27 protein-coding genes are annotated in these 26,373 nt (G+C 69.6%); 20 read left to right on the top strand and 7 right to left on the bottom strand.

What is annotated here, in order from left to right:
• Window positions 1-6 precede the first annotated feature (6 nt).
• A complete protein-coding gene (locus ACTIEW_RS00300) occupies window positions 7-888 on the top strand; it encodes a DUF3298 and DUF4163 domain-containing protein (protein WP_439475907.1) in 882 nt (293 codons plus the stop codon).
• Entirely contained in the window at window positions 888-1,367 is a 480-nt protein-coding gene (locus ACTIEW_RS00295) for a hypothetical protein (protein ID WP_439475906.1), read from the top strand. The genes ACTIEW_RS00300 and ACTIEW_RS00295 overlap by 1 nt, the downstream gene beginning before the upstream one ends.
• Here ACTIEW_RS00295 and ACTIEW_RS00290 read toward each other — a convergent pair.
• From ACTIEW_RS00290 to ACTIEW_RS00280, 3 genes are read right to left on the bottom strand one after another with little or no spacing between them, the layout of a single operon-like run.
• Window positions 1,349-2,287, bottom strand: coding sequence for an alpha/beta fold hydrolase (locus ACTIEW_RS00290; protein WP_439475905.1), 939 nt, complete (start codon window positions 2,285-2,287; stop codon window positions 1,349-1,351). The genes ACTIEW_RS00295 and ACTIEW_RS00290 overlap by 19 nt on opposite strands.
• A 33-nt stretch (window positions 2,288-2,320) precedes the next feature.
• Complete coding sequence (locus ACTIEW_RS00285; protein WP_439475904.1) at window positions 2,321-2,518, bottom strand: helix-turn-helix transcriptional regulator; 198 nt, start codon at window positions 2,516-2,518, stop codon at window positions 2,321-2,323.
• Complete coding sequence (locus ACTIEW_RS00280) at window positions 2,518-2,922, bottom strand: hypothetical protein (RefSeq protein ID WP_439475903.1); 405 nt, start codon at window positions 2,920-2,922, stop codon at window positions 2,518-2,520. The genes ACTIEW_RS00285 and ACTIEW_RS00280 overlap by 1 nt, the downstream gene beginning before the upstream one ends.
• Before the next feature lie 162 nt (window positions 2,923-3,084).
• On the opposite strand from ACTIEW_RS00280, the gene ACTIEW_RS00275 reads away from it, so the two are divergent.
• The 4 genes from ACTIEW_RS00275 to ypfJ all read left to right on the top strand — a co-directional run bounded on the left by ACTIEW_RS00275 (window position 3,085) and on the right by ypfJ (window position 6,047).
• Window positions 3,085-4,014: a fatty acid desaturase family protein gene (locus ACTIEW_RS00275; protein ID WP_439476297.1), complete on the top strand. Its 930-nt coding sequence runs from the start codon at window positions 3,085-3,087 to the stop codon at window positions 4,012-4,014.
• Window positions 4,011-4,667 carry a class I SAM-dependent methyltransferase gene (locus ACTIEW_RS00270; protein WP_439475902.1) on the top strand — a complete coding sequence of 219 codons (657 nt, stop codon included), beginning with the start codon at window positions 4,011-4,013 and terminating at the stop codon, window positions 4,665-4,667. The genes ACTIEW_RS00275 and ACTIEW_RS00270 overlap by 4 nt, the downstream gene beginning before the upstream one ends.
• Window positions 4,668-4,711: 44 nt before the next feature.
• The gene (locus ACTIEW_RS00265) at window positions 4,712-5,095 is read left to right on the top strand and encodes a hypothetical protein (protein WP_439475901.1); all 384 of its coding nucleotides are present in this window, start codon (window positions 4,712-4,714) and stop codon (window positions 5,093-5,095) included.
• Between the two features lie 106 nt (window positions 5,096-5,201).
• Window positions 5,202-6,047, top strand: a complete 846-nt coding sequence (gene ypfJ / locus ACTIEW_RS00260; protein WP_439475900.1) for a KPN_02809 family neutral zinc metallopeptidase — start codon at window positions 5,202-5,204, stop codon at window positions 6,045-6,047.
• Between the two features lie 3 nt (window positions 6,048-6,050).
• Here ypfJ and ACTIEW_RS00255 read toward each other — a convergent pair whose 3' ends face one another.
• Complete coding sequence (locus ACTIEW_RS00255) at window positions 6,051-6,998, bottom strand: pepsin/retropepsin-like aspartic protease family protein (protein WP_439475899.1); 948 nt, start codon at window positions 6,996-6,998, stop codon at window positions 6,051-6,053.
• 273 nt (window positions 6,999-7,271) lie between these two features.
• Window positions 7,272-8,144, bottom strand: a complete 873-nt coding sequence (locus ACTIEW_RS00250; RefSeq protein ID WP_439475898.1) for an LD-carboxypeptidase — start codon at window positions 8,142-8,144, stop codon at window positions 7,272-7,274.
• Window positions 8,145-8,161: 17 nt separating this feature from the next.
• Here ACTIEW_RS00250 and ACTIEW_RS00245 point away from each other — a divergent pair, with 17 nt between their 5' ends.
• From ACTIEW_RS00245 to ACTIEW_RS00225, 5 genes are all read left to right on the top strand, one after another.
• Window positions 8,162-9,559, top strand: coding sequence for a glutamate ligase domain-containing protein (locus tag ACTIEW_RS00245; RefSeq protein ID WP_439475897.1), 1,398 nt, complete (start codon window positions 8,162-8,164; stop codon window positions 9,557-9,559).
• Window positions 9,560-9,564: 5 nt separating this feature from the next.
• Window positions 9,565-11,574, top strand: coding sequence for a TonB-dependent receptor (locus ACTIEW_RS00240; protein ID WP_439475896.1), 2,010 nt, complete (start codon window positions 9,565-9,567; stop codon window positions 11,572-11,574).
• Between the two features lie 52 nt (window positions 11,575-11,626).
• Window positions 11,627-12,724: an FAD:protein FMN transferase gene (locus ACTIEW_RS00235; protein WP_439475895.1), complete on the top strand. Its 1,098-nt coding sequence runs from the start codon at window positions 11,627-11,629 to the stop codon at window positions 12,722-12,724.
• Window positions 12,721-13,056 (top strand): hypothetical protein, encoded by a 336-nt coding sequence (locus ACTIEW_RS00230; RefSeq protein WP_439475894.1) that lies wholly within the window; start codon window positions 12,721-12,723, stop codon window positions 13,054-13,056. Before ACTIEW_RS00235 ends, ACTIEW_RS00230 begins: the two co-directional genes overlap by 4 nt.
• A 122-nt stretch (window positions 13,057-13,178) precedes the next feature.
• The gene (locus tag ACTIEW_RS00225) at window positions 13,179-15,242 is read left to right on the top strand and encodes a TonB-dependent receptor (protein ID WP_439475893.1); all 2,064 of its coding nucleotides are present in this window, start codon (window positions 13,179-13,181) and stop codon (window positions 15,240-15,242) included.
• A gap of 117 nt (window positions 15,243-15,359) precedes the next feature.
• Here the strand turns inward: ACTIEW_RS00225 and ACTIEW_RS00220 are convergent, their stop codons facing one another.
• A complete protein-coding gene (locus tag ACTIEW_RS00220) occupies window positions 15,360-15,545 on the bottom strand; it encodes a globin domain-containing protein (protein WP_439476296.1) in 186 nt (61 codons plus the stop codon).
• Between the two features lie 346 nt (window positions 15,546-15,891).
• Here ACTIEW_RS00220 and ACTIEW_RS00215 point away from each other — a divergent pair, with 346 nt between their 5' ends.
• Window positions 15,892-18,168: a putative bifunctional diguanylate cyclase/phosphodiesterase gene (locus ACTIEW_RS00215; RefSeq protein WP_439475892.1), complete on the top strand. Its 2,277-nt coding sequence runs from the start codon at window positions 15,892-15,894 to the stop codon at window positions 18,166-18,168.
• Here ACTIEW_RS00215 and ACTIEW_RS00210 read toward each other — a convergent pair.
• Entirely contained in the window at window positions 18,159-19,373 is a 1,215-nt protein-coding gene (locus ACTIEW_RS00210; RefSeq protein ID WP_439475891.1) for an NAD(P)/FAD-dependent oxidoreductase, read from the bottom strand. The genes ACTIEW_RS00215 and ACTIEW_RS00210 overlap by 10 nt on opposite strands.
• 90 nt (window positions 19,374-19,463) lie before the next feature.
• Here ACTIEW_RS00210 and ACTIEW_RS00205 point away from each other — a divergent pair, with 90 nt between their 5' ends.
• From ACTIEW_RS00205 to hisIE, 8 genes are all read left to right on the top strand, one after another.
• Window positions 19,464-19,784, top strand: coding sequence for a YerC/YecD family TrpR-related protein (locus tag ACTIEW_RS00205; RefSeq protein ID WP_439475890.1), 321 nt, complete (start codon window positions 19,464-19,466; stop codon window positions 19,782-19,784).
• A gap of 24 nt (window positions 19,785-19,808) precedes the next feature.
• Window positions 19,809-20,690 (top strand): ATP phosphoribosyltransferase, encoded by an 882-nt coding sequence (gene hisG / locus ACTIEW_RS00200; protein WP_439475889.1) that lies wholly within the window; start codon window positions 19,809-19,811, stop codon window positions 20,688-20,690.
• Entirely contained in the window at window positions 20,690-21,997 is a 1,308-nt protein-coding gene (gene hisD, locus ACTIEW_RS00195; protein ID WP_439475888.1) for a histidinol dehydrogenase, read from the top strand. Before hisG ends, hisD begins: the two co-directional genes overlap by 1 nt.
• Window positions 21,994-23,430: an imidazoleglycerol-phosphate dehydratase HisB gene (gene hisB / locus ACTIEW_RS00190; protein WP_439475887.1), complete on the top strand. Its 1,437-nt coding sequence runs from the start codon at window positions 21,994-21,996 to the stop codon at window positions 23,428-23,430. Before hisD ends, hisB begins: the two co-directional genes overlap by 4 nt.
• Window positions 23,427-24,026 (top strand): imidazole glycerol phosphate synthase subunit HisH, encoded by a 600-nt coding sequence (hisH, locus tag ACTIEW_RS00185; RefSeq protein ID WP_439475886.1) that lies wholly within the window; start codon window positions 23,427-23,429, stop codon window positions 24,024-24,026. The genes hisB and hisH overlap by 4 nt, the downstream gene beginning before the upstream one ends.
• Window positions 24,027-24,078: 52 nt before the next feature.
• A complete protein-coding gene (gene hisA / locus ACTIEW_RS00180; RefSeq protein ID WP_439475885.1) occupies window positions 24,079-24,816 on the top strand; it encodes a 1-(5-phosphoribosyl)-5-[(5-phosphoribosylamino)methylideneamino]imidazole-4-carboxamide isomerase in 738 nt (245 codons plus the stop codon).
• Window positions 24,813-25,580 carry an imidazole glycerol phosphate synthase subunit HisF gene (hisF, locus tag ACTIEW_RS00175; protein WP_439475884.1) on the top strand — a complete coding sequence of 256 codons (768 nt, stop codon included), beginning with the start codon at window positions 24,813-24,815 and terminating at the stop codon, window positions 25,578-25,580. The genes hisA and hisF overlap by 4 nt, the downstream gene beginning before the upstream one ends.
• Window positions 25,581-25,728: 148 nt before the next feature.
• Window positions 25,729-26,367, top strand: a complete 639-nt coding sequence (gene hisIE, locus ACTIEW_RS00170; protein ID WP_439476295.1) for a bifunctional phosphoribosyl-AMP cyclohydrolase/phosphoribosyl-ATP diphosphatase HisIE — start codon at window positions 25,729-25,731, stop codon at window positions 26,365-26,367.
• Window positions 26,368-26,373 lie beyond the last annotated feature (6 nt).

The following is a 26,373-nucleotide window of genomic DNA, read 5'->3' as shown; positions in this document are numbered from 1 at the left end:
ACCCGCATGACCGCCCCCCCCAAGGCCATACTGCGCGCCCTGCTGCTGACCGCCGTCCTCGCCGCCGGCCTGTCCGCCTGCAACCGCGACCGCGAGCCGGCTCCCCGCGATGCGCCCGCGACGCCGGGCCAGCCGGCGACCGTCACCCCTGCGGACGCCGCCGCGCCGATGGCCTTTGAATCGAAGACCCCTTACGCCGACATCCGCCTCACCCTGCCCGACGCTATCCGGCGCCAGACTGACCTGCACGCCCGCCTCTATGCCGAAGAGGTGCGGCTGCTGCGCCAGTTCGCCGAGGGCGCCCAGGGCGAGCTGACCGAGGCCGGGGCCGATACCGACCGGCCCAAATACGAGAAGACCATCACCGTCACCGCCGCCCTGGAGACGGGCAAGCTGTTCAGCCTCAAACGGGTCGATTTCGACTACTCAGGCGGCGCCCATCCCAACACCCTGACCAGCGGCATCCTGTGGGACAAGGCGCTGAAGCGGCGGCTTGGCCTCGCCGACCTGTTCCGCAAGAACGCGGACCTGACCATCCTCGACCAGGCTCTGTGCTCGGCCATAAACGCGGCCAAACGCGCCCGTATGCCCGAGAGCGCCTCGGTCCCCCTCGGCGGGCCTCCCGGCGCGTCCTGCCCGCGCGCCGCCGACACCGCCTTCGCTCTCGCCCCCGGAACCGTGAACGGCAAGGCCGCCGGCCTGACCTTCTTCATCGGGGCGTATCAGGTCGGGCCCTATGCCGAGGGTGGCTATGAAATCGCCATCCCGGTCACCGGCTTCCGTTCCCTGCTGGCCATCGCCTATGCCGACGACTTCGCCGGCCAGTTGCTCAAGACCGGCGACGTCACTCCGGTCATGGCCACCAACCCCACGCCGGGAGCGATCTGATGCGACCGGTCGCCTTCCTGATGTTCGCCGCCTTCGCCGGTCCGGCCATGGCCCTGCCCCAGAGCGTCCACGAACCCGAGGGTCTGCGCATCTACAGCCCCACCCAGTTCGGCGAGGTGGCCGAGACCCCCAGCCGCATGGCCGGCTCGCGCGAGGAGATGAACCGGGGCCGCAACACCGCCATCGGCCCCTCCGTGCAGGCGCTGGCCGCAGACGCCGTCGCCCGCACCGGTCTGGTCTGCGCCGTCGCCGAGGCCGCTGTCATCGGCCGGACCCGCGACGGCGGTCCCCTGATCGAGATCGACTGTGTCGAGGGCGGGGGCGTCATCATCGCCGATTCCGATCCGCTTCAGGTCACCGACTGTCTCGACCTGGTCCCCGACACCGGTCAGGCGGGACGCCGTCAGCGGATCGTCTCAAGCTGCACCCTGCCCGGCAACCTGGGCCTGGCCGAACGGTCTCAGTCCGCCAGGAATTGATCGACGACCGCCGCGAACCGGGCGGGCTGGTCGGCCATGATGAAATGGCGGCTCTCGTCGATGCGGATGAGCCGCGCGCCCGGCAAGGCCGCATACTCCCGCGTCCACAGGGCGTCGGCCATGGCCGGAGGCGCTCCACCATCCGCATCCGCGGCGTAGACAGCCCAGAGCGGAGTCGTCATCGCCGCCAGCCCGGGTCTCAGATCGGTCGTCATCACCTCACGGATGGCCGACGCCATGGCGCGGCGGTCTGACGCCATTGACCACTCGACCATGGCCGCCCGGGTCGCAGGCGTCCGGGAATAGCCGACCGCTGACCGCTCCTGACCGGCGTGAAAGCCGGCCTCGTCCGCCGCAAGGATTCCGGCCGCCGCCTGATCGGCGAAGGGCCGCGCCGTCTCCGCCGTAACCTGCGGCCCGAACAGGGCGCTGAAGAACGGCAGGCTGTCGACGCTCATTACCCGACCGATCAGGTCCGGATGCTGCTGGGCCAGCAGCACGGCGGTCATCCCGCCCATCGAGTGTCCGATCACCGCCGGCCGCTCCAGCCCCACCTCCCGGACGTAACGCGCCAGTTCATCGGCCATCGGCTGGACGAACGGTCCATCGCCATGCACCCACGGTTCCCCCGCGAAGCCGGCCAGCTGGACCAGATGCACCCGATGCGTCGACTTCAGCCGCTCCGCCTCGGTCCGCCACACCTCCCGCGACGAGGCGAAGCCCGGGATCAGGATCACATCGGGGCCGGCGCCGACCACCTCGACCGACAGCCTGTCCGAAGCGAAAACGGCCTGGGAAACCGCGCGAGCCGGCTCAGCCCGGACGGCAAAGGCGATCGCTCCCGCCCCCAGGGCGACAGCGGAGGCGATGGCGAAGGCGCGCAACAGGCGGCCGCCGCCGTAGCGGGACATGAACATCATGGCATTGTTCCTGTAAGGTTATCCTGACGTCAGTCAGGCGTGCGGATTGTCGAAAATCTCTTCCACCGGCCGCGAAAACAGCACGGCGATGCGATAGGCCAGATCCAGCGAGGGATCGTGCTTCTCGGTCTCCAGGGCGTTGACGGCCTGACGCGACACGCCCAGCGCCTGTCCCAATTGCTCCTGGGTCCAGTCGCGCTCGACGCGCAGAAGTTTGAGTCGGTTCCTCATCAGTTCGACGACTTCACGAAAGGCGCGATCAGGCCGAAACAGGCCCAGAACAGCGGATAGATCATCCATGCCGGGATGTGCGGCGCGGCGGCGTAGCTCTCGCCGAACCCCCAGACGCTGGCCATGGCCATGGCGGCCCCGGCCGCGAGAATGAACTGTTTCGCCGTCACCGCCCGGACGAACTCGTCCGACTCGTTCATGAGCGATAGCGTCGCCCAGATCTGTCCGATCACGGGCGCGGAAACGGCCAGAGCGAGGGCCCAGGCCGCGACCGGCGAGGCGATGTCGTCGAAGGCCCCGGAGATGGCCGCGATATTGATCGTCACATAGCCGGTCATGAAGGCCATGGTCCGGAAGACGTAGCGCTTGTGCGCGGGAGAGGTGGATTTTCCGAGAGCGAGCATGGAAGGCGTTCCTGACTTGATGTAAGCATTACCTTACACGTCGTTATTGTAATGTCAACCTGACTTCTTGTCGGGTTCACCTGACTGGATGACTTCCTTACCGCGCCTCGGGAGTATTAGGCCGCGCTTCCGATTGGGTCCGTCAGGGCGTATCGTGTGCCCATGCCTGCCGCGCCCCGCATCCGGTCATCCGACCTGTTCACGCCCGACGACTGGGCGCCGTTCCAGATGCGCTCGCGCTGGATCGGCCCGCTGCTGGTCCTGCACTGCTGGGGCGTCATCACCCTGGCCGTTGCGGCCGGCGTCTTGTGGCCGATCCTGATCCCCCTGAGCATCGCGATCATCGGCACGCGCCAACTGGGTCTGGCCATCCTCATGCACGAGGCGGCGCACGGCGGCCTGTCCCCGAACCGGCGGCTGAACGATTTCCTCGGTCACTGGCTGTGCGCGGTCCCGGTCGGAGCCTCGTTAACCGCCTACCGGCCCTATCATCTGGCCCATCACAAATACGCCCAGCAGGCCGAGGACCCCGATCTGGTCCTGTCCGCCCCCTTCCCCGTCACCCGCGCCTCCCTGCGCCGCAAGATCGCCCGCGACCTGACCGGCCAGACCTTCTTCAAACAGCGGGTGCTGTTCGGGTTGGGAAGTCTGCGCGCCAAAGCCTCCGATGCGGATGACGCCGTCGTCACCGGCCGCAGCGTTGTCTCCTTCCTGCTGGTCAACCTCGCCCTGCTGCTGGCCCTGAGCCTCGCCGGCCTCTGGTGGGCCTGGTTTGTCCTGTGGCTGCTCCCCATGGCGACATGGTTCCCCATGGTCACCCGACTGAGAAACATCGCCGAACACGCCTGCGTCGAGGGCTCGTCCACGGACCCGTTCCGCGCCGCGCGCACCACCCACGCCGCCTGGTGGGAGCGCGCCCTCATCGCCCCCTACTGGGTCAATTTCCACGCCGAGCACCACCTGTTCATGCACGTCCCCTGCTGGAAGCTTCCTGCCCTGCACCGGGCGGTGAGGGCGAGAGCACAAGGTGGACGGATGGAGGTCGCCGGGGGCTATCTCACGGTTCTGGCCGAGGCTTCGGCCAGGGCGTGATCTCCGACCCCACAGCCTTCATCCTCGCCAACACCCGTCTCCAGCCCGTGCCGCACGCACCGGAGATTTCGTTGTGGCTGGCGGACGAGGTCACGCCGATCTGGCGGCTGACTGAGGAGGAACTGGGCGAGATGGGCCTGCCCCCGCCGTTCTGGGCCTTCGCCTGGGCCGGCGGTCAGGGCCTGGCGCGCTGGCTGCTGGACAATCCCGCCGAGGTCGCCGGAAAGCGGGTGCTCGACCTCGCCTCCGGATCGGGTCTGGTGGGCATCGCGGCGAAGCAGGCAGGCGCAGCCTCGGTGCTGTGCGCCGACATCGACCCCTTCTGCGGCGCCGCTGTTGCGCTCAACGCCGCGGCCAACGGCGTGACGCTGGAATTCACCGACAGCGACCTGCTGGACGAAGCGCCGCCCGGGGCCGATGTGATCTGCGCCGGCGACGTCTTCTACGAACAGCCGATGGCCGGGCGCGTCCTGACCTGGCTGACCCGGGCGGCCAACCGGGGAGCACGGGTCCTCGTCGGCGACCCCCTGCGGACCTATTTCCCGAAGTCGGGCTTCGACCTGCTGGCCGAATACGTCGTCCCGACCACGCGCGAGCTGGAGGACGACGCCGTCAAACGCACGCGCGTCTGGACCCTGACCCCGGCCCGCTGAAGGCCACGCTTGGATGTCGGCGCGGCAGGCGCCATCTTCGATCCATGACCGCCCTCCGCGCACTCCTTGTCCTGACAGCCCTCGCCTTGACGCCTGCTGTGGCGCAGGCCCAGACGTGGCAACCGCGTCCCGGCGCGCCCGCGATCGATCCGCATCGCTATCAGGCCGACCAGCACCGGCTCGAAATGGACCGCCTCCGCGCCCACGCCGACCAGCGCGAGGCCTTTGCCCGCCAGCTGGAGATCGAGACCCGGCTCAACCGCCAGCGGATCGAGGCCGCGCGTCTGCCCGCGCCGATCCAGCCGCCGGCCTCCCGCATCCTGCGCTCACCCGAGGAAGAGCGGGTCCTGGGCCAGTCCGGACGTCGCGCCGCCGCCGCATCGGACGTGGGTCAGATCGACGCCTGGCTGGATCGCCCCCAAAACTAACCGCGCGACTGGACTGGGCGAACAGAGTTCGCCTTTCGGGGTGCATCCCTTCCCCTCGTCCTGCGTTCCGGCCTAGCTTGGGCGCCTGGGCTGAGGGAGAACGATCATGCGTTGGCAGGGTGGACGGCGCGGCGGCAACATCGATGACCGGCGCGGCGTCGGCGGCGGGGCCATGGCCGGCGGCGGCATCGGCGTCGTGATCCTGGCCGCTATTGGCTATTTCGTTTTCGATATCGACCCCGCCACCACGACCCAGCTGGCCAGCCAGTTCGGCGGCGCCGGCGTTTCCGAAGGCAAGGCCGGCAGCCCGACCGACCAGGCTGGCGCCTTCGTCGATGTCGTCGGGACCAATATCGACGATGTCTGGACGACCCGGATCCAGGGCTATCAGCCCCCGACCGTCACCCTGTACGAACAGGGCACCTCGACAGGCTGCGGCTTCGGCCAGGCTGCGATGGGGCCGTTCTACTGCCCGGCCGACCGTCATGTGTACCTCGACCTGTCCTTCTGGTCGCAACTCGAAACCAACCTGGGCGCGTCCAGCGCCGACTTCGCCCGTGCCTATGTCATCGCCCATGAATACGGCCACCACATCCAGACCCTGACAGGGCTCTCTGAACAGGTTCGCACAGCCCAGCAGCGCGCCTCCGGCCAGGCCGAGGCCAACCGGTATTCCGTCGCGCTGGAGCTTCAGGCCGACTGCTACGCCGGCGTCTGGGCCCGCAATGCGGCCGCCGCCTCGAACGGCGAAGTCGCTCTGGAGTCGGGCGATCTGGAGGCCGGCATGCAGACGGCCTCGGCGATCGGCGACGACACCCTGCAACGCCGTCAGGGGGGACAGGTCCAGCCCGAAGGCTTTACCCACGGCTCCTCGGCCCAACGGGTCGAATGGCTGCGGCGCGGCTATGAATCGGGCGACCCGGCGGCCTGCGACACCTTCCAGACGCTGTAAGGTTCAGCCCACCGTCAGGTCCAGCGGACGCGATACGAACAGGGCGCCGGCGCCGAGGTCCATGGCCACGCGCCGGCCGTTGAACGCCTCCATCCCGACCAGCCCGCCGGGGAAGTTCGGCAGCGGCGGCTGGTCGAACACGCCGACCGACACGCGGCGGTACAGATGGTCCGCAAAGGTCACCGTCCGGGCCTCAACGGTGACCGAAGGCAGCGCCCCGCCCAGCACCAGACTGACCCCGCTGCCCTGAGGCCGTCCGTCCAACAGTCCCGCGCCGTTCGCCGCCTCGCGGCTCAGCCCCAGCAGGGACGAAGCCCCGGTGTCGACCACGGCCCGGACCGCCGATCCCTCGACCGTCACCTCCGTGACCAGCGAGCTGCCCTGAAGTCGCACCGTCGCCGGAGCCAGATCGGGCGGCCGCACGAAGGCCTCGCGCCGGACCAGCCGCGCGTGTCGCCGGCGCGGGTCCAGCGCCAGCACCGCCTCGCCCAGCACATCCTGCCCGAGGATCAGGGGAGTTCGCAGCCCTTCCTCGGACGCCAGCAGCCCCAGATCGAGAATGGCCGCCCGCAGACCGCGAATGGCCAGTCCGGGCAGATCGACGGCCAGCGTCGTCCCCCGCCCCACCTGCGCCCCGCCGCCGACACCATAGGCCACCAGCGGCATGTCGAACAGCGACCGGCCTGCCGACGGCAACGCGGCGACCAGCGCCCGGTCGACCACCGAATACTGGGCCCCGCTGTCGATCAGGGCGACCACTTCGAGGTCGCCCAGCCTGACCCGAACGGTCGGCACGAGCGCATTCCGCGCATAGGCCAGCCAGGGCGTCGCGCCGCTTTCGACGAAGGTCAGCGTCGGCTTCGGCCACAGCAGGGTCTCACGCGCCCACCAGGCCCCGCCGACGACGGCGGCGAGTCCTGCGGCGCGGATCAGAAGGGAGCGGCGGTTCATGCCCGTCGAAGATGGCGCTTGCCCGCCGCCCGCGCCAGCGTCCCAGTCGTCGCGCCGGGTCAGGCCTCCGGTCCGGGCAGACGGATCACTGACCGATGGTTGGCGGTCCGGTCGGCGCCCCCCGACGCCGTCCAGACCGCCACCGCGGACGCCCTACCCCCAAGGCTCCGCGAACTCATGGTTAACAACCACTTAAGCTCCACCTGAACGCATCTGGCGCGGCCAACGCCGGAGAGTCGACAGGCTTCGCCGTTTGCGCGAACCGATCGACGTCTACCTGTGGCCGAAGGGGACCACTTTGTTGTGGCGGTCGTGGCCGATATCGGCGGTCCCGAGGTACGGAATTCCCGACCGTTCGCACCAGTAGCGGCAGATCTCTTCCGCGGTCAGGCCGAAGTCGGGGTCGTTCTCGACAATGTCCGATACCCGCCCCATCCGGACGCCCGCCACCTTGCGGATCGAGGCCTGCCCGGTCAGGTGGAACATCATCCGGTCGATCCGGTACAGCGGCTCCGACACATCCTCCAGCATCAGCACGTGGCCGGTCAGGTCAGGTTCCAGCGCCGTCCCGACTAGGGCGTCCAGAATGCTGAGATTGAAGCCGACCGCCGGACGCGGATCATCAGCCAGCGACGGCTCCCACGACAAAGGATCGCCCGACTTCAGCCAGTTCAGCGCCCGCCAGGCCGTGGCGTCGTTTCGGACTGCATCCGAGGCCATCGGTCCGTGCGCGACGTGCGGAAATCCCGCCTTGTAGAGCAGGGCCAGAATGCTGCCGGCGTCGGAATAGCCCAGATACCGCTTCTTGCGCGCCACAGCCGTCAGCCGGGGCAGCACCGCCTCGGCGATCCGGCACGAGCCATAGCCGCCCCGCGCGAACCAGACCGCGTCGAGCCGCGGATCATTGGCGTATTCGACGAAGGCCGCGGCCCGGCTGGCGTCGTCGCCGCCGAAATGGCCGTGCTTGCCGAAGCTGGCCGGGTGGAAAACCGCCGTAACCGAGCCGTCGGGAAAGTTCGTCGCGAACCAGGCCAGAACGGCCTCGGCGCGCGCCTTGTTGAAGCGCGAACTGGCGTTGACGATGCCGATCTTCATGGTGAGCCGCTGGCCTCCGGCCTCGCCCGTGCTAGTCAGGCCGCCGGACATTCCCCGGTTTCGCCCTCATGAATCAAGACGACTATTTCTTCTGCGGCATTGGCGGCTCGGGAATGCTCCCGCTGGCGATGATCGTCCAGGCGCGCGGAGGCCGTATCGAGGGCTCCGACCGGTCCCGCGATCAGGGCCGCACACCCGAGAAATTCGCCTGGCTTGAAGCCCACGGCGTGATCCTGCATCCGCAGGACGGCTCGGGCGTCACACGCGCGGATCAAACCGTCGTCGCCACCGGCGCCATCGAGGACGCCGTGCCCGACATCGGCGCGGCGAAACGCGCCGGCGCCCGCATCGTCACCCGCCCCGAGCTCCTTAGTCAGTTATTCAACGCCGCCCCGGCCTCGATCGGCGTGGCCGGCACCAGCGGCAAGTCCACCATCACCGGCATGATCGCCTGGATCCTGCACCGGGCTGGCCGCGAGCCCACCGTCATGAACGGCGCGGTGATGAAGAATTTCGCCGACGCAGACCATCCCTTCGCCAGCGCCCTGATCGGCGGACCGGACCTGTTCGTTTCCGAAGTCGATGAATCCGACGGCTCCATCGCCCGTTACGAGCCGACGGTGGCCGTGGTCTCCAACATCTCGCTGGATCACAAATCGATGGAGGAGCTGCGCGACCTGTTCGGCGGCTTCACCGGCCGGGCGGCCAGGGCGGTGCTCAATCTCGACAATGTCGAGACCCAGGCGCTGGCCCAGTCACTTCCGGCGGACAAGGTCATCACCTTCGCCCTGGGCGAAGAACCCGCCACTCTGAACGCCCATGACCTCGAACCGCTGCCGACCGGCATGCGCTTCACCGTGGTGGAATCGGGCGGCGAAAAGCACCCGCTTGAACTGCATGTTCCCGGCGCTCACAACGCCGCCAACGCACTTGCGGCCATCGGCGCTGTCCGCGCCATCGGCGTGCCGCTGAGCGAGGCGATCGCCGCGCTGGAGAGCTTCGCCGGCATCCGCCGCCGCATGGAAGTCGTCGGCGCCGCGAACGGCGTCACCGTCATCGACGACTTCGCCCACAACCCGGACAAGATCGCCGCCACGCTGAAGACCCTGCACGCCTTCGACGGCCGGCTGCTGATCCTGTTCCAGCCGCACGGCTTCGGCCCCCTGCGGCTGATGCAGGCCGAGTTCATCGACGGCTTCGCCGGGCTGATGCGCGAGGACGATGTCCTGCTGATGCCCGAGCCCGTCTATTTCGGCGGGACCACCGACCGGTCCGTCGGCAGCGAGAACATCGCCTCAGGCATCCGCGCCGCCGGCCGCAACGCCGAGGCCCTCGCCACCCGCGAGGCCTGCGGCGACCGGCTGATCGACCTGGCCCGCCCCGGCGACCGGATTATCGTCATGGGGGCCCGGGACGACACCCTGTCGGTCTTCGCGGCGGCGCTTCTCGAACGGTTGGAGACCTAGGCCGGATGATTCAGGTCCCGCCGCCGGAACTGCCGGAAGTCGTCGTCACCGGCGCACGCCTGCCGCCCGCCGCCGGAGAGGCCGCCTTCGCGGTCGTCCGGCTGACCGAAGCCGACCTGCACGCCGAGCAGCGCCTCGACGAGGCCCTCGCCTCCGTCCCCGCCGTCTCCCTGTTCCGCCGTACCTCCAGCCTGTCCGCCAACCCGACTACCCAGGGCATCAGCCTGCGCGCCATCGCCCCGTCCGGCGCGGGACGCACCCTCGTCACCCTCGACGGCGTTCCCCTGAACGACCCCTTCGGCGGCTGGGTGATCTGGTCGCAGGTTCCGACCGAGAGCCTGTCCGGCCTCGATATCGTGCGCGGTTCCGGGTCCGGGCCGTACGGCGCCGGGGCCCTGACCGGTGTCATCAGCCTGCGGGAACGCGACGACGCCGCGGTGCTTGACGCCTCGGTCGCCGACGGCGGTGGCCGCCTGTCGGCTTCGGGCGCAACGGCGGTCGGCCCGGTCCGCCTCGTCGTCTCCGGTCTGTACGAGACCCGCGACGGCTATACTCCGGTCCGCGGCCCAGCCGCGGGCGCCGCTGATACGCCGCTCGATCTTGAGGTTCGCAGCGCCGCCCTGCGCGCCGACCTGCCCGTCGCCGAGGCCGTGATCTCCCTTCGCGCCGCCGCCTTTGAAGAGGACCGCGGCTCCGGCCTCGCCGGGGCGCGGGCGACCGCCAGCGGGAACCTGCTCTCCGCCACAGCAGCCGCCGCGCCGCGTCCGGACCGACCCGGCTGGCGTCTGCAGGCCTGGCGCCGCGAGAGCGATCTGGCCAACACCGCGGTCGCCGTAGCCGCCGACCGCGCGACGACCACGCCCGCCAACGACCAGTTTGAGACGCCGGCGACCGGCTGGGGGCTCAACGCCGCCCTGCGCCGCACCACGGTGTCGGGCATCGGCCGGGCCGAATGGGAGTTCGGCGCCGACGCCCGCTTCAATGAGGGCGAGACCCGCGAACGTTTCCGCCACATGGCCGGAGCCTTCACGCGCGACCGGATCGCCGGCGGAGAGACCTCTGTGGTCGGCGCCTATGCCGAGGGATCGTCGACCATCGGCCCCTGGCTGGTCGCCGGGGGCTTGCGCCTCGACCAGTGGCGCAACGAACGCGGCCACCGCCTTGAGCGCGACCTGGCCACGGGTTTCCCAACGCTGGACGAAACAGATCCGGATCGCTCGGGCGAGGTCGTCAGCGCCCGTCTGGGCGTCCGACGCGCGATCGGAACGGGACAGGCGCTGCGGCTGGCCGCCTACACCGGCTTCCGACCCGCCACCCTGAACGAACTGCACCGCCCTTTCCGCGTCGGCAACGACCTGACCGAGGCCAATGCATCGCTGGAGCCCGAGCGGCTGACCGGAGTGGAGGCCGGCTGGGCCTGGACCGGCGAGCGAACCTCCCTGACCGCGACCGTCTTCTGGACCGAGGTCGAGGACGCGATCGTCAACGTCACCGTCGGCGCCGGCCCCGGCGTCTTCCCTCGCGCCGGCTTCGTCCCCGCCGGCGGCGTACTGCGCCAGCGCATGAACGCCGGGACCATCGAGGCGACGGGGCTCGAGATCGACGGATGGTTCAAGGTCAGCGACACCCTGTCGGCCCGTGCAGCCGTGTCGCTCACGGATGCTCGTCTCGACGGCGGCGCCCTGGCCCCCCAGCTGACTGGCCTGCGACCCGCCCAGGCGCCGGACTGGAGCGCCACGGCCGGCGTGGACTGGCGCGCGACCGACCGGCTGACCCTGGCGGCCGATCTACGCTGGGAAAGCCGCCGGTTCGACGACGATCTCAACAGCCGGGGGCTCGAGGCCGCCGCGACCGCCGACCTCCGCGCCGAATGGGCGGTGTCCCCCTCCGCCCTCCTCTGGTTCGCCGCCGACAACCTGTTCGACGCGGAGGTCGAGGTCTCCGAGACCGCCACGGGCGTCACCGGCTTCGGGCCCCCACGAACCTTCAGCCTCGGGGTCAGACTGTCGCGCTGAGTCCCTGACCACAGCCATTGCAAATCGTTCGCACCTTCGGCACAAGCCGCGCGTGACCGACCCCGCCGCGCCAGCCAGGCCGTCCAGGGCGCCGAAGACGGCGCTCAACGCCACGCGCCCGGGTCCGGACAACCGCGTCCTGATCCCGACCCACGGCCGCAAGCCGTCTCCGCCGCCGGGTCTTCACATCTGGGACTTCGCCGGCGAGACCATGGGCACGACCTGGTCCGTGCGACTGATCCCGCCGCCCGCCCTCGACCGCGCCGCCTTCCAGTCGGCCATCGCGGACGAGCTGGCCGGGATCATCGCCCTGTTCAGCCACTGGGATCCCCGGTCCGAGCTGTCGCGCCTCAACGCCGCCCCGCCCGGCTTCTGGGCCGTGTCGGAGCCGTTCTGGGACCTGCTCAACAAGGCCATGGACCTGGCCGACGACACCAATGGCGCGGTCGATCCGGCGCTGGGGACACTGGTCGATCTGTGGGGCTTCGGTCCGCCCGGCCCGCGTCCGCTCAACGGCCTCGGAACCGGCCCGACCGTGCCCTTCGAGGAGGAGGTCGAGGCCGCCCGCGCCCTGTCGGGCTGGGGCATCATCCGCTTCAACCGCGAGGCCCGCGCGGTGCAACAGCTGGGCGGGGTCAAGCTGGACCTGTCCGGCATCGTCAGGGGGCACGCCGTCGATCGCGTCTCCGAACGCCTGACCGCCATGGGCGCGACCCATCATCTGGTCGAGATCGGCGGCGAGCTGCGCGGCGCGGGCGTCAAGCCCGACGGCATGCCCTGGTGGGCGGAACTGCAGCAGGCCCCCGGCGCGCCCGGCCCCGGCTCCGTCGCCGGCCTGTTCGATCTCGCCTGCGCCACCTCGGGCGACTGGGTCCGCCGTTTCGAGGTCTATGGCCAGGCCTTCAGCCACACCATCGACGGCCGCACCGGCCGTCCGGTCAAGAACGGGGTCGCCTCTGTCACGGTCCTGGCTGAAACGGCGATATACGCCGACGCCATGGCCACGGCCTTGACTGTTATGGGTCCCGAGGAGGGACCGGCCTACGCCGCCGCCATGAACATCGCCGCCGCGTTCGTGGTGCGCGCCGAAGGCGGCATGATCGAGATCGTGACCCCCGCCTTCACCGCCATGCTGTCCGAGGGCGGGTGACCCACGATCCGGTCCGCTGGCTCTGGGCGGCCGCCGCCGTCGGCCTCTGGCTGTTGGTCATTACCCTCGTGAGATGGTCGCGGGCCCGCGCCCGACGCGCCGCCGCCGTCAGGTCCGCCGCCCTCGCTCCCGTCGGATACGCCCCCGCTTTTCTGGTCGCCTTCGCCAGCCAGACCGGTCTGGCCGAGAAACTGGCTACCGGCGCGACGTCTATTGAACCGTCTCAGACCAGCGCCCTGAACATGATGTCGGCGTCCGCATGGTCTCCATTCGGACGCTGGAAGGCTCCGGGCATGGCCCCTGCGACATGGAAGCGCATCCCCGGGTACTGACAGAACCCCCGTTTCACCAGGTCGCCAGATCAGGCGCAGCCCAGGAGATCGCGAGAATTCTCTTGCGAATGAGAATGTGTCGCATTATTGCGGCCTCGGTTCCCTGCGCAGGAAAATGGACGATGCATATCCTTCTGGTTTCGGCTTCCCTGATCTTGGCGGGGCCGATCGCCGTATCGGCTGAGGAAGAGCCGGCGACGCAACTGGCGCCCATTATAGTGACTGGCCAGAGCCGGGGCTATATTGCGCTCGATTCAGTAACGGCGACCAAGACCGATACTCCCCTGATTGACGTGCCACAGACGGTCAATGTCGTGACGCGCGCGCAGTTGGACGATCAGGCGCAGCACAGCCTCGGCGACGTCCTGCGCTATGTGCCCGGAACCACGGTCGGCCAGGGCGAGGGCAATCGCGACCAGATCACCCTGCGGGGCCAGAACACCTCGGCCGACTTCTTTCTCGACGGAGTCCGGGACGACACGCAGTATTTCCGGGGCCTGTACAATCTGGACCGGGTCGAAGTGCTGAAAGGACCCTATGCCCTGATCTTCGGGCGGGGCGGCGGAGGCGGAATCGTCAACCGGGTGCAGAAGACGCCGCGCGTCGGCAGCTTCTTTGCGAGCGGTCGGACGAGCGCCAACAGCTTTGGCGCATGGGACCTGTCCGCAGACGTCAACGCGCCGATCAGCAGCAGCGCCGCGTTCCGGATCAACGCCGTCTACGAAAACCTCGACAACCACCGGGACTTCTATGAAGGCGAGCGATACGCGGTGAATCCCTCTGTCGCCGTGGACCTCGGCGCCGGCTGGCGGGCGGGCCTTTCCTATGAACATGTGAGCGACGACCGCGTCGTCGACCGGGGGATTCCGTCCCTCGCCGGGCTGCCGCTGACCGGTTATCGCGACCAGTTCTTCGGCGTTCCGGGCGTGAACCGAACCACGCTGGAGGCGGACATCGCCAAGCTGCGGGTCGACGGCGCCCTGGCGGACAACGTGGAGGTCTCGACCACCGTCCTGTATGGCGACTACGACAAGGTCTACACCAACGTCTTCGCCAACGGGCCCGCCACGGCGCAGAACGGCACGGTCCCGCTGTCGGCGTACGCTGACCCCACCACCCGCGAGAACCTGCTGGTCCAGAGCAATCTGGTCTGGGACGTGAATACTGGCGGGCTGGCGCACAAGATCCTGTTCGGCCTCGAATACGGCGACCAGAATTCGACCAACCAGCGGCGCAACGGCGTCCTGTCCAGTTCGGTCTTCAGCCTGGCCGCACCGGTGTTTCCGACGGTGGCCTTCCCCACGCTCAACCGCGACACGATCTCGAACGTCGAGTCCGTCTCAGCCTATGTGCAGGACCAGATCCGCTTCGGCGAGCAGTTCGAGATCGTCGCCGGCCTGCGTTACGACCGCTTCGACATCACCGGAACCGACCTGCAACCCAATCCGGACCGCCCGTTCGCCCGCTCCGATGAGAAGGTCTCGCCCCGCCTCGGCCTGATCTACAAGCCACAGCCGAATGTTTCGATCTACGGCAGCTACAGCCAGTCCTTCCTGCCGCGGTCGGGCGATCAGTTCCTGTCCCTGTCGACCACCCAGCAGAACCTTGAGCCCGAACAGTTCACCAACCACGAGATGGGAGCCAAATGGGACATCCGGCCTGACCTTAATTTCACCGCCGCCGTATTCCGGCTGGACCGGACCAATGCCACCACACCAGACCCGCTGAACCCCATGGTCACCATCAACGTCGGCGAAACCCGCACCGAGGGCCTGGAGCTGGCGCTGACGGGGCGCGTGCGGGCCAACTGGCAGGTCAGCGGCGGCTATTCATGGGTGAATGCCCGGCTGCAGGGCAATGACTCGGTCCGACTGGCCCAGACGCCGAAGCAACAGTTCAGCGTCTGGAACCGCTATGACGTCAGCCGCCGGCTGGGTTTTGGCCTCGGCGTCATCCACCAGTCCAGCCAGTTCGCCGCCATCCGGACCTCTGCCGCCACCACCCGGCTGCCGGCCTTCACCCGCGTCGACGCCGCGGTCTTCTACCGGGTCAGCGATACAGTTCAATTGCAGTTGAACATTGAGAACCTGTTCGACGAATCCTACGTCTCGGACGCCCATAACAACTTCAACATCTCGACCGGCGCGCCGTTGAATGCCCGGGTGACCCTTACCTCGCGGTTCTAGCGGCGCGGCCGCCGTACACCGTGATGTCCCCGCAGGTCGTTGACCGGGCTCCGCCGGAACGGCTGCGGCGGAATCGAGGGACAGGCGATGACCCGGCCTTGTCCGTCGCCTGGATCCTCACCGTGTCACGACGTCCCGCCGCATGGGAGCCAGCCGGGCCAGGAAACGGTTCTGGGTGCGGAAGGGCACGCCCTCGGCGTCCATCGCCGCCTGCAGATGCTCGACCAGCGCGCCCATGTCGGCGGGCTGCAGGCCGATGTCGTCGTGCGCATCCTGCATCGACCGGCCCTGGGCCTGGGGCAGGGGTTCACCTTCACCCAGGACGTCGCCCTCATCCGGTCCGCTCGTCCGAAGTCAAACGGATAGGGAGGCGTGGTTAAGCGAGCATGAAACCAGCAGGGCGTCGCGCCGTCTGGCCTGCCTGAAACGGCCACGGCCGAACTGTCCACCGGTTTACGTCGATTTCATCTTGAATTTGTACACCGTGATAGATGCGTGTTCTGTTCGCCCTTCTCGCCGTGCTTGCGTTCTGCTCTCCGGCGATGGCGGGTGACCTGACCGTCAGCGTGCGCGACGCCGCGGGTCGGCCCGCGGTCGCCGCTGGCCAAAGCACCGTCAGCGGCGATTTCAGCGCCCGGGCGGCCGTCCGGTGAGCGCGACGCGTCTGGTCAGCCTGGTCCGGTTCCGCAACCTGCGGACCCGGCTAACCGTCATCTATATGGGCCTGTTCGGCCTTGCCCTGCTGCTCGCCGCCGTCGCCGTCGTCACCGCCGTGACCGACAGCGCCCGGCGCGTGGTGCGCGATGAAATGACCGCCGCCGGCGCGGTCTACAGCCAGCTCTGGAGCGCGCGTTCCAGCCAGCTGCAGCAAGGAGCCGGCGTCCTGGCCCAGGACTATGGGTTCCGCGAGGCGGTCGCCACCAATGACGAGGCCACCGTTCGCTCCGCCCTCGATAACCTGCGCGCCCGGCAAGGGGTCGACGGCGCCCTGATCCTCGGCGTCGACGGCCACGTGACAGCGACGGGTCTGGCCTTCGACGACGCCGCCCTCGGCCGGTTGTTCACCGGGCTGGAGTCCGGCCGGATCGAATCCGGAGTCCTCGCCATCGACGGCCAGGCCTTCCAGGTCGTGGCCGCGCCCGTGAACGCCCCGGTCCTGATCGGCTGGGTCGTGTTCGCTGAGCGGCTGGACGCGGTCCAGATGCGCAATCTGGAACAGCTGTCGGCCATTCCCCTGTCGGCCGCCGTGGTGTTGAACCGCACGACAGGCCAAATGCGTGATCGACCGATCACCGTTCAGACCCCTGACGGCCCCTCCATGCGTCTAAACCGGCCGCTGCCCAGTTTCGACACGATGGCGCCCGCCGATCTGGTTCTGACCTACCCATTGAAGCGCGCCATGCGGCCCTATGAAGCCCTGTTCTGGTGGCTGGCCGCCATCGGCGCCGCTGGCCTCGCCCTGTTGATGGGCGGCACCTGGGTCCTGTCACGCGGGCTAACCCGCCCGATCAGCGCCCTGGACGAGGCCGTGCACCGGCTTCAACAGGGCGAATATGTCGAGGCCCCGGTGACCTCCAGCGATGAGATCGGCCGCCTCGCCGCCAGTTTCAACGCCATGGTCGGGGACCTCAGGGACCGCGAGGCCAGACTCACCCACATGGCCCTGCATGATCAGGAAACCGGCCTGCCCAACCGCCTGTCGCTGGAACGCCAGGCCGGAGCCAAGGCCGACGCCTGGGTGGTGCTGTTCGGGGTCGACCGCTTCGAAGTGGTGCGCAACGCCATCGGCTACGATTCCATGGCCCGGCTTCTGGCCGCGCTCGGCGGCCGGCTGTCCGCCCTCGCCGACGGCGCTCCGATGGCCCGTGTCGGCGCGGGAGCCCTGGGCCTCGTGATCGTCGCCGCAGACGAGACCGAGGCCGTGGCCGCCGCCGCTCTGCTGGCTGAAGCAGCCCAGGCGCCGCTTACGATCAACGGAGCCCCCGTCGACATCGCCCTGACCGCCGGCGTCGCCGGACGAGGTGCGGCGAGCTCCGACCTCGCCTCGCCCGTGGACCGCGCCGCCATCGCCGTCGATCAGGCCCGCGCGGCCCGTCGCCTGGTCGCAGCCTTCGACGAGGTCGCCTATGGCGACCCCGGCGACAATCTGTCCCTGATTTCAGAGCTGATGACCGCCCTGCACGACGGTGACGTCACGCTGGCCTATCAGCCCAAATACGATTTCCGCGCCGAACGGATCACCGGGGTCGAGGCCCTGATGCGCTGGTCCCATCCGCGCCGAGGTTTCGTCTCGCCCGACCTGTTCATCGGCATGGCGGAGGAGACCGGCCATATCCGCCCCCTGACCGAATGGGCCATCCGCCGCGCCATCGCCGACCAGAAGACCATGGCCGCCGCCGGCCATGTTCTGACCGTCGCGGTCAATATCTCCGGCCGCCTGCTGTCCGACGAAAGCTTCGCCGACTTCGCCCTCGCGGAAGTCGCCGCCTCGGCGGCCGATCTGTGTTTCGAGATCACCGAAACGGCGGTGATGGACAACCCGGAACTGGCCCTGCGCATCATCGCCCGCTTCGCCGAAGCCGGCATCGCCGTCTCGCTGGACGACTACGGCGCCGGCCTGTCGTCGCTGACCTATCTGAAGCAGATCCGCGCTGATGAGCTGAAGATCGACAAGAGCTTCATCCTCGGCCTCGACCAGTCGTCGCGCGACGCCCTTCTGGTCAAATCGACCATCGACCTGGCCCACAGCCTGGGCCTGAAGGTCACCGCCGAAGGCGTCGAGACCCCGACCGCCCTGGCCCTGCTGCGCGGTATGGGCTGCGACCTGGCGCAGGGGTATCTGATCGGCCGCCCCGTGCCGCTCTCCGCCTTGACCGAGCATCTGTCGGGGCCGGCCACCGACCTGGACGTCGCGCGTCAGGCCTGAGCCGCCGCGACCTCCTTCATCGACACGGACCGGTCGGCGAGTCTCACAGCATCCACCACCTGCCCCCGCGATATCATCAGCCGTCCCGCCATGAATTCCGCGGGAGCGTTGACCGCCTCGACGCAGAGGATCCGATCTCCAACCAGATGGAAGACGGCGAACGCCCCGCCCTCGACATCGCCGCGCACCACCTGACGATCCGCCCCGTCGGGCAGGCCGGCGATCTGCAGTTTGACCTCATATTGGTCAGACCAGAACCATGGGACCTCGGGCGTCGGCGCCGCGCGTCCGGTGATCGCCGCCGCCGCCTGTTTCGCTTGTTCCAGCGCATTGGGCACGCTTTCCAGCCGATGCCGCCGCCCGCCATGAACCGGAACCGGCCGGAAGGTCATGTCGCCGATGGCCCAGATAGCCGGGTCCGAAGTCCGCGCCGCCTCGTCGACCACCACGCCATTCCCGCAGGCCAGCCCCGCCGCCCGCGCAAGCGCATCGTTGGCCAGCGCCCCCACACCGACCAGCACTGCATCCGCCGCGACCAGCCGACCGTCGCCCAGCCGCACCCCGCCGTCCTCGAAAGCGACGACCGCCGCCGAGGTCAGCACCTCGACCCCATGCGCCCGATGATGGGCGGTGAAGAAGGCCGAGAGGGTCTCTGACGCCACCCGCGCCAGCACCCGGTCCATCCGCTCGATGACCACCGCCTCGGCCCCCAGCGCCCGCGCCGACGCCGCCGCCTCCAGCCCGACATAACCGCCGCCGATCACGGCCAGCCGCTTGCCCGGTCCCAAAGCTGCCTTCAGTCGTTCCGCATCCGCCAGCGTTCGCAGCTCCAGCAGGTCCGGCCGGTCCGCACCCGGGATCGCCAGCTTCCGCGCCGTCGATCCGGTGGCCAGAATCAGGGCGTCATAGGTTTCCACCGTCCCGTCGGCAAAGGTTACGGTCCGCGCCGCGGCATCAATCGCGGTCGCTGTCACGCCGGTGCGCAGGTCGATCCCATGCTCGGCGTAGAAGACCTCCGGGCGCAGCAACAGGGCCTGAAGGTCCGCCTCGCCCTTGAGCCAGGCCTTGGACAGGGGCGGCCGCTGATACGGCGCGGCAGGCTCCTCGCCCGCCAGCACGATCGGCCCCTCATGCCCGTACTGCCGCAGCAAGGCCGCCGCCGTCCCGCCCGCATGGCCCGCACCGATGATCAGAACCTTGGTCATGGAGGTGAAATAGAGGGGCGAGAGGCGAGGGTCGAGGGGCGAGACAAATGCCCCTTGACCGTACCACTGTTACAGCATAGTGGAACGCGCATGAACGACACCCTGCCCCGCAAGGCCGTGCACAAGGCGGCCGACGACCGGCTCGCCCTCTATGACGCCCTGCTGTGTCTGAAGACGCGCGAAGAGATGGACGCATTCCTGGCCGATCTGTGCACGCCGTCGGAACTTCGCGCCTTCGCGGAGCGCTGGGCAGTAGCGCGGTTACTGGACCAGAAGCTGCATTCCTATCGGGAGATCGCCGCCGAGGCCCGGGCCAGCCCGACCACCGTCGTCCGCGTCGCCCGCTTCCTCAGGGAAATGCCGCATCAGGGCTACCGGCTGGTGCTGGACCGCCAGAAATCCAAAGCCTGAAACAGAAAGTCTGAGTCCCCCGTCATGAGCACTGTCCAAGGTCGGCTGCGTATCGCCGTCCAGAAATCCGGCCGTCTGTCCGAACGCAGCCTCGACCTCGTCCGCGACGCGGGCCTGCGCGTGGTCAAGGGCAACAACGACCTCCTCTATCGGGTCGAGAACTATCCTATCGACCTGCTGCGCGTGCGCGACGACGACATCCCCACCTTCGTCGCCGACGGCGTCTGCGACCTCGGCATCGTCGGCGAGAATGTGCTGGAGGAGGTCCGCAACGGCGGCCCCGTGGCCGAGGTGCTGATGCCGCTCGGTTTCGGCAGGTGCACCCTGAAGATCGCCGTGCCGCCGACGCTGGCCTACGCCGGACCGGCCTCGCTGGACGGCCTGCGCATCGCCACCTCCTATCCGAAGATCCTGCGACGGTTCCTGGATGCGAACGGCGTCGGCGCCGACATCGTGACCATGCGCGGCGCCGTCGAGGTCGCGCCCCGGCTCAAACTGGCCTCCGCCATCTGCGATCTGGTCTCGACCGGGGCGACGCTCGAGGCCAACGGTCTGGCGCCGAAGGAGACGGTGCTGGACAGCCAGGCCGTGCTGATCCGCTCGCCCGTCGCCCCTGAGCCCGGCCTGCGGCACCTGCTGGACAGCATCATCGAGCGGATGGCCGGCGTCGTATCCTCGCAAGGGGCCAAATACGTCATGCTCAACGCGCCCCGCTCGGCCCTGGCCGAGATCACCGCCATCCTGCCCGGCGCAGGCGCGCCGACGGTCATGCCGCTGGCGGGCCGCGACGACGCCGTGGCCGTCCACGCCGTCTGTCAGGAGGCGGTCTTCTGGGAAACGCTGGAACGGCTCAAGGCCGCCGGCGCCTCGGCCATCCTCGTCCTGCCCATCGAGAAGATGATGTGATGAAACGCCTCGACTGGAGCACCCTCGACGCCGCCGGCCGCCTTGAGGCCCTCGCCCGTCCCCGCCGCCGCACCGAAGCGCGTGTCACCGACAGGGTGCGCGAAATCATGGACGATGTCCGCACCCGCGGCGGCGCGGCCGTGACCGACTGGAGCCTCAAGCTGGACGGCGCCGCGGCCCGCCGTCTGGAACTCACGCCCGATCGAATCGCCGCCGCCCGCGACACCCTCCGGCCTGCGGATACCCGCTCCATCCGCATGGCCGCCGAGAACATCCGCATCTTTCACGAGGCCACCCGGCCCGAGGACACGCCCGACGTCGAGATCGTCCCCGGCGTCCGTTCGCGCCTCGTCTGGCGGCCGCTGCGCTCGGCGGGCCTCTATGTCCCCGGCGGCTCGGCGCCCCTGTTCTCCTCCCTGCTGATGCAGGCCATCCCGGCCGCCGTGGCCGGGGTCGGTCGCCGCGTCGCCGTGACCCCGCCCTCCGCTTCGGGCGAGCCTCACCCTGCCATGATCTTTGCCGCCGCCGAAGCCGGGCTTGATGAGCTCTGGCTGGTCGGCGGCGCCCAGGCTGTCGCCGCTCTGACCTTCGGGGCCGAGCTGGACGACGGCGTCATCGCGCCTTGCGACAAGCTGTTCGGCCCCGGCAACGCCTGGGTCGCCGAGGCCAAGAAACAGGCCGCGGCCCTGCCCGGCGGTCCCGCCGTCGACATGCCCGCCGGCCCGTCCGAACTGCTGGTCATCGCCGACCGCGACGCCGACCCCGAGATCACCGCAGCCGACCTGCTCAGCCAGGCCGAGCACGACGCCGACGCCCAGGTCATCCTCGTCTCGGAGAGCCGGGGCAATATCGACGCCATCCTCGCCGCGGTGGACCGCCAGCTGCAGACCCTCCCCCGCGCCGCCATCGCCCGCGCCTCCCTTGCCGAAGGCCGCGCCATTCGTGTCCGCGACGTGGCCGAGGCCTGCGAGGTCGCCAACCTCTACGCCCCGGAACACCTCGCCTTGCAGACCGTGGACGCCGAACAGCTGGTCGGCCGCATATCCGCCGCCGGGGCCGTCTTCGTCGGGGCCTTCGCCGCTGAGACCCTGGGCGACTACGCCGCCGGCCCCAGCCACGTCCTGCCCACCGACGGCGCGGCCCGCACCATGGGCGGCGTCACCACGGCCAGCTTCATGACCTCCATGTCGGTCCAGGCCGTGACCCAGGCCGGCGCCGCCGCCCTCGCACCCATCGCCGCCCGCCTCGCCCGGCTGGAAGGTCTGGAAGCCCACGCCCGGGCCGCGGATCTGAGGATCGGCGGATGAACAACCTCCCCGCCCCCTTCGCCCCGCTGGTCTCCGGCGGCGAAGGCCTCGACCGCTATCCGGCCGAACCCCGCGCCCTGGCCACACGCATGGCCCAGATCTATGGCGTGTCCGCCGACAGCGTCCTCCCGGTGCGCGGCCTTACGCACGGTCTGGAACTGGTCTTCCGCTTCGCCGCCCGCGACGGCCTGCGCGTAGAGGCCCCGAACGCCGAGCCCTACCGCGCCCTCGCCGCCCTCTACGCCGCACCCCCCGCCAGCGTCCCGACCGGCGCCGTCATCCTCCGCGCCCTCGGCTCGCCCGAGGCCGTGGGCGAGATGGCCGAACGGGTTGCGCCCGCCCTGCTGGTCATCGATGAGGGTCTGGCCGAGTTCGCCGACGCGGCCTCCGCCGCCAGCGTCATCAGCGACCACGCCAACCTGATCGTGCTGCGCAGCCTGTCGCTCGCCTACGGCCTCGCCGGCGCCCGCGTCGGGGCCGCCCTCGCCCAGCCGGCGACCCTCGCCCGCCTCGCCACGGTGCTCGAGCCGTACGCCCTGCCCGAGGTCTCCGTCCGCCTCGCCCTGCAGGCGCTCGATCCGTCGCGGATGTTGGAGACGACCGCCCGCATCAATCTCGCACGCAGCGAACGCGAGCGTCTGATCAAGTCCCTGTCCCGAGACATGGCGGTCGAGCCCGGCTTCGGCCCGGTGATCATGGCTCGCCCCTCAGACCCCGACGCGATCCTCGCCGCCCTCGCCCGCTTCGACCTCGCCGCCGATCGCGCCGGCGACCGACTGCGCCTGCCCGTCTCGGCGAAGGCGGAAGTCAATGACCGGCTGCTCGCCGCCCTCGGCCTCGGCTCCGCATCCGACCGTGCTCACCGCACCGGCGAAGCCGTCCGCGACACCAGGGAAACCCGCATCGTCTGCGCCGTCGACCTCGACGCGACCGGCCCGGTCTCCATCGCCACCGGCGTCGGCTTCTTCGATCACATGCTGGAACAGGTCGCCGCCCACGGCGGATTCTCCCTGCGCCTGTCCTGCGAGGGCGATCTGCACACCGACCCGCACCACACCATCGAGGACTCCGCCATCGCTCTCGGCCAGGCCCTGAAACAGGCGCTCGGCGAACGTCGCGGCATCGCCCGCTACGGCTTCGTCCTGCCCATGGACGAGGCCAACGCCAGCGTCTCCATCGACCTGTCGGGCCGGCCCTTCCCCGTGTTCGAGGGGAGATTCGCGACGCCCTTCATCGGCGACTACCGCACCGACCTGACCGCCCATGTCTTCCGCTCCCTGGCCGAACACCTCGGCGCAGCCATCCACGTCTCGGTCACCGGCGACGACGACCATCACAAGACCGAGGCCGTCTACAAGGCCTTTGGCCGCGCCCTGCGTCAGGCCATCCGCATCGAGGGCGACGCCGTGCCGAGCACCAAGGGGGTGCTGTGAACGTCACCGTCCTGGCCTATGGCGCCGGCAACACCGCCTCGGTCCGGTTCGCGCTGGAACGGCTGGGCGCGACCGTGCGCCTGACCGACGACCCGCTCGCCGTCGCCGAGGCCGAGCGGCTGATCCTGCCCGGGGTCGGCGCCGCCGGCTATGCCATGTCCCGGCTCCGTGACCTCGACCTGATCGAGCCGATCCGCGCCTTCCCCCGCCTCTTGCTCGGCGTCTGCCTCGGCCAGCAGCTGCTGTTCGAGACCAGCGAGGAGGGCGAACCCGTTCCTTTGCTGGGCCTCATCCCCGGGGCCGTTCGCCGGCTGGACCCCGGCCCCGGCCTGACCGTGCCTCACATGGGCTGGTCGCGCCTGACCGCTGTCCGTCCCGACCCCTTGCTCGAGGGGATCGAGGACGGCGCCTGGGCATATTTCGTCCACGGCTTCGTCTGTCCCGACGGGCCGGCGACCGTCGCCCGCGCAGACTATGGCGGCCCCGTGCCGGCCGTCGTTCGCAGCGGCAACCGCTGGGGCTGCCAGTTCCACCCCGAACGCTCGGCCGCCACGGGCGCCCGCATCCTCAGAAACTTCCTCGAGATCGAGCCATGACCGTCTCTCATCGTCATCCTCCGGCGCGGCGCAGCCGAGACCGGGGGACCGCGTGATCGTCTACCCCGCCATCGACCTGCGCGGCGGCGCCTGCGTGCGGCTGATGCATGGCCGGTTCGATCAGGTCACCCGCTACGACGATCACCCGGCGTCCCGCCTCGCCGCCTTCGCCGCCGCGGGCGCGACCTGGGCCCATATCGTCGACCTTGACGGCGCCGAGGCCGGCCGCGCCGTCCAGCACGCCCTGATCGGCGATCTCGCCCGCGCCCTCGACATCCGCATCCAGTCCGGCGGCGGGGTGCGCTCCGCCGACGACGTCGCCGCCCTGATCGACGCCGGGGTGGCCCGCGTGGTGGTCGGCTCGCTGGCGGTGTCGCAGCCGGAAACGGTGTCCGACTGGCTGCGTCGCTTCGGCCCCGACCGCATCACCCTGGCCATCGACGTCAAGGCCGACGGCGACCGCTGGGTCCCCGCGCTCAGGGGCTGGACCGAGGCGGCCGGGGTCGACCTCTGGACCGCGCTCGACCGCTATCCCTCCGGCCTCGCCCGCCATCTGTTGGTCACCGATGTCGGCCGCGACGGCGCCATGACCGGCCTCAATCTCGACCTTCTCGGTGAGATCGTCCGCCGCCGCCCCGACCTGAAGGTCCAGGCCTCGGGCGGGGTCGCCTCGGTCGTCGACCTGACCGCCGCCGCCGCCCTCGGCTGCGACGGCGCCATCGTCGGCCGCGCCCTCTACGAGAACCGCTTCACCCTGGCCGAAGCCCTCGCCGCCAAAGAACCGACATGACCGCGCGGCGCATCATTCCGTGCCTCGATGTCAAGGACGGCCGGGTAGTCAAGGGCGTCCGCTTCCAGGGCCACACCGACATGGGTGACGCCGCCGACCTCGCCGCCCGCTATCGCGACGACGGCGCCGACGAACTGGTCTTCTACGACATCACCGCCAGCCCCGAGGGTCGCACCCTCGACTACGGCTGGGTCCGTGACATCGCCCGCCTGCTCGACATCCCCTTCAGCGTCGCCGGCGGCATCCGCACGGTCGATCAGGCCGCCCGCTGCCTCGACCACGGCGCGGACAAGGTGTCGATCAACTCCCCCGCCCTTGAACGCCCGGAGCTGATCGGCGAACTGGCCGACCGCTTCGGCAGCCAGTGCGTCGTCGTCGGCGTCGATTCGAAACGGTCCGGCGACGACTGGGTCGTCCACCAGTACACCGGCGATCCCTCCGCCAGCCGGGCCGCCGGCCGCCGCACCCTCGACTGGATCGTGGAAGCCCAGGCCCTCGGCGCCGGCGAGATCGTCCTCAACTGCATGGACGAGGACGGCGTCCGTCGCGGCTATGACATCGCCCAGCTCGCCGCCGTCCGCGCCCGTCTGACCGTCCCGCTGGTCGCCTCCGGCGGCGCCGGCGCGGCCTCGCATTTCCTCGACGTGTTCGAACAGGCCGACGTCTCCGGCGCCCTGGCGGCCAGCGTCTTTCACACCGGGGCGTTGGCGATTCCGGACCTCAAGGCGTTCCTCTCGGATGCCGGAGAGGAGATGAGGATTTGACCCGTTCATTCCGCTCATCCCGGCGAAAGCCGGGTCCCAGTTCTGTCCAGCTTGACGCTGGCGTATCAGGACCTCCTTTCGACGCACCCTCCTCGACCGGTCATCCAAAGCACTGGGTCCCGGCTTTCGCCGGGATGAGCGGAATATGATGATTGATCCTTCCACCCTCGATTTCGACAAGTCCGGCGGCCTGATCCCGGTCGTCGTCCAGGACACGGCGACCCTGCAGGTGCTGACGCTGGCGTACATGGACCGCGCCGCGCTGGACGAGACCCTCGCTTCCGGTGAAGCCACCTTCTTCTCGCGCTCGCGTGGCGGGCGCTGGCGCAAGGGGGAGACCTCGGGCGACAGGCTTCATGTCGTTTCGATCACCCCCGACTGCGATGCCGACGCCCTCGTCCTCAAGGTCCGCCCCGTCGGAAACGCCTGCCATCTGAACCGCATCAGCTGTTTCGGGGACGAGGACGCCCCGGGCCTCGGCCGCCTCGCCCGGCTGGAGGCGACCATCGCCGAACGGGCCGCCGCAGACCCGTCCGAAAGCTGGACCGCGCGCCTGCTCGCCGAGGGCGTCAAACGCGTCGCCCAGAAGGTCGGGGAGGAGGGCGTCGAGACCGCCCTCGCCGGCGTCGCGGGTCCGGATTCGGAACTGGCAGCCGAGGCGGCGGATTTGGTCTATCACCTGATGGTGCTGCTGCGTGCGCGTCACATGGTGTTTCAGGACGTCCTCGACGTCTTGGCGCAGCGCGCGGAAGCGGCCAAACAAACTCCCGGTCCAGCCGGGACCTGAATGAAG

Source organism: Brevundimonas sp. (genome assembly GCF_051860745.1).
In the GTDB taxonomy this organism is placed as follows: domain Bacteria; phylum Pseudomonadota; class Alphaproteobacteria; order Caulobacterales; family Caulobacteraceae; genus Brevundimonas.
The sequence above is the reverse complement of the archived record's forward strand: the minus strand, read 5'-3'. Positions and strand labels throughout refer to the sequence as shown.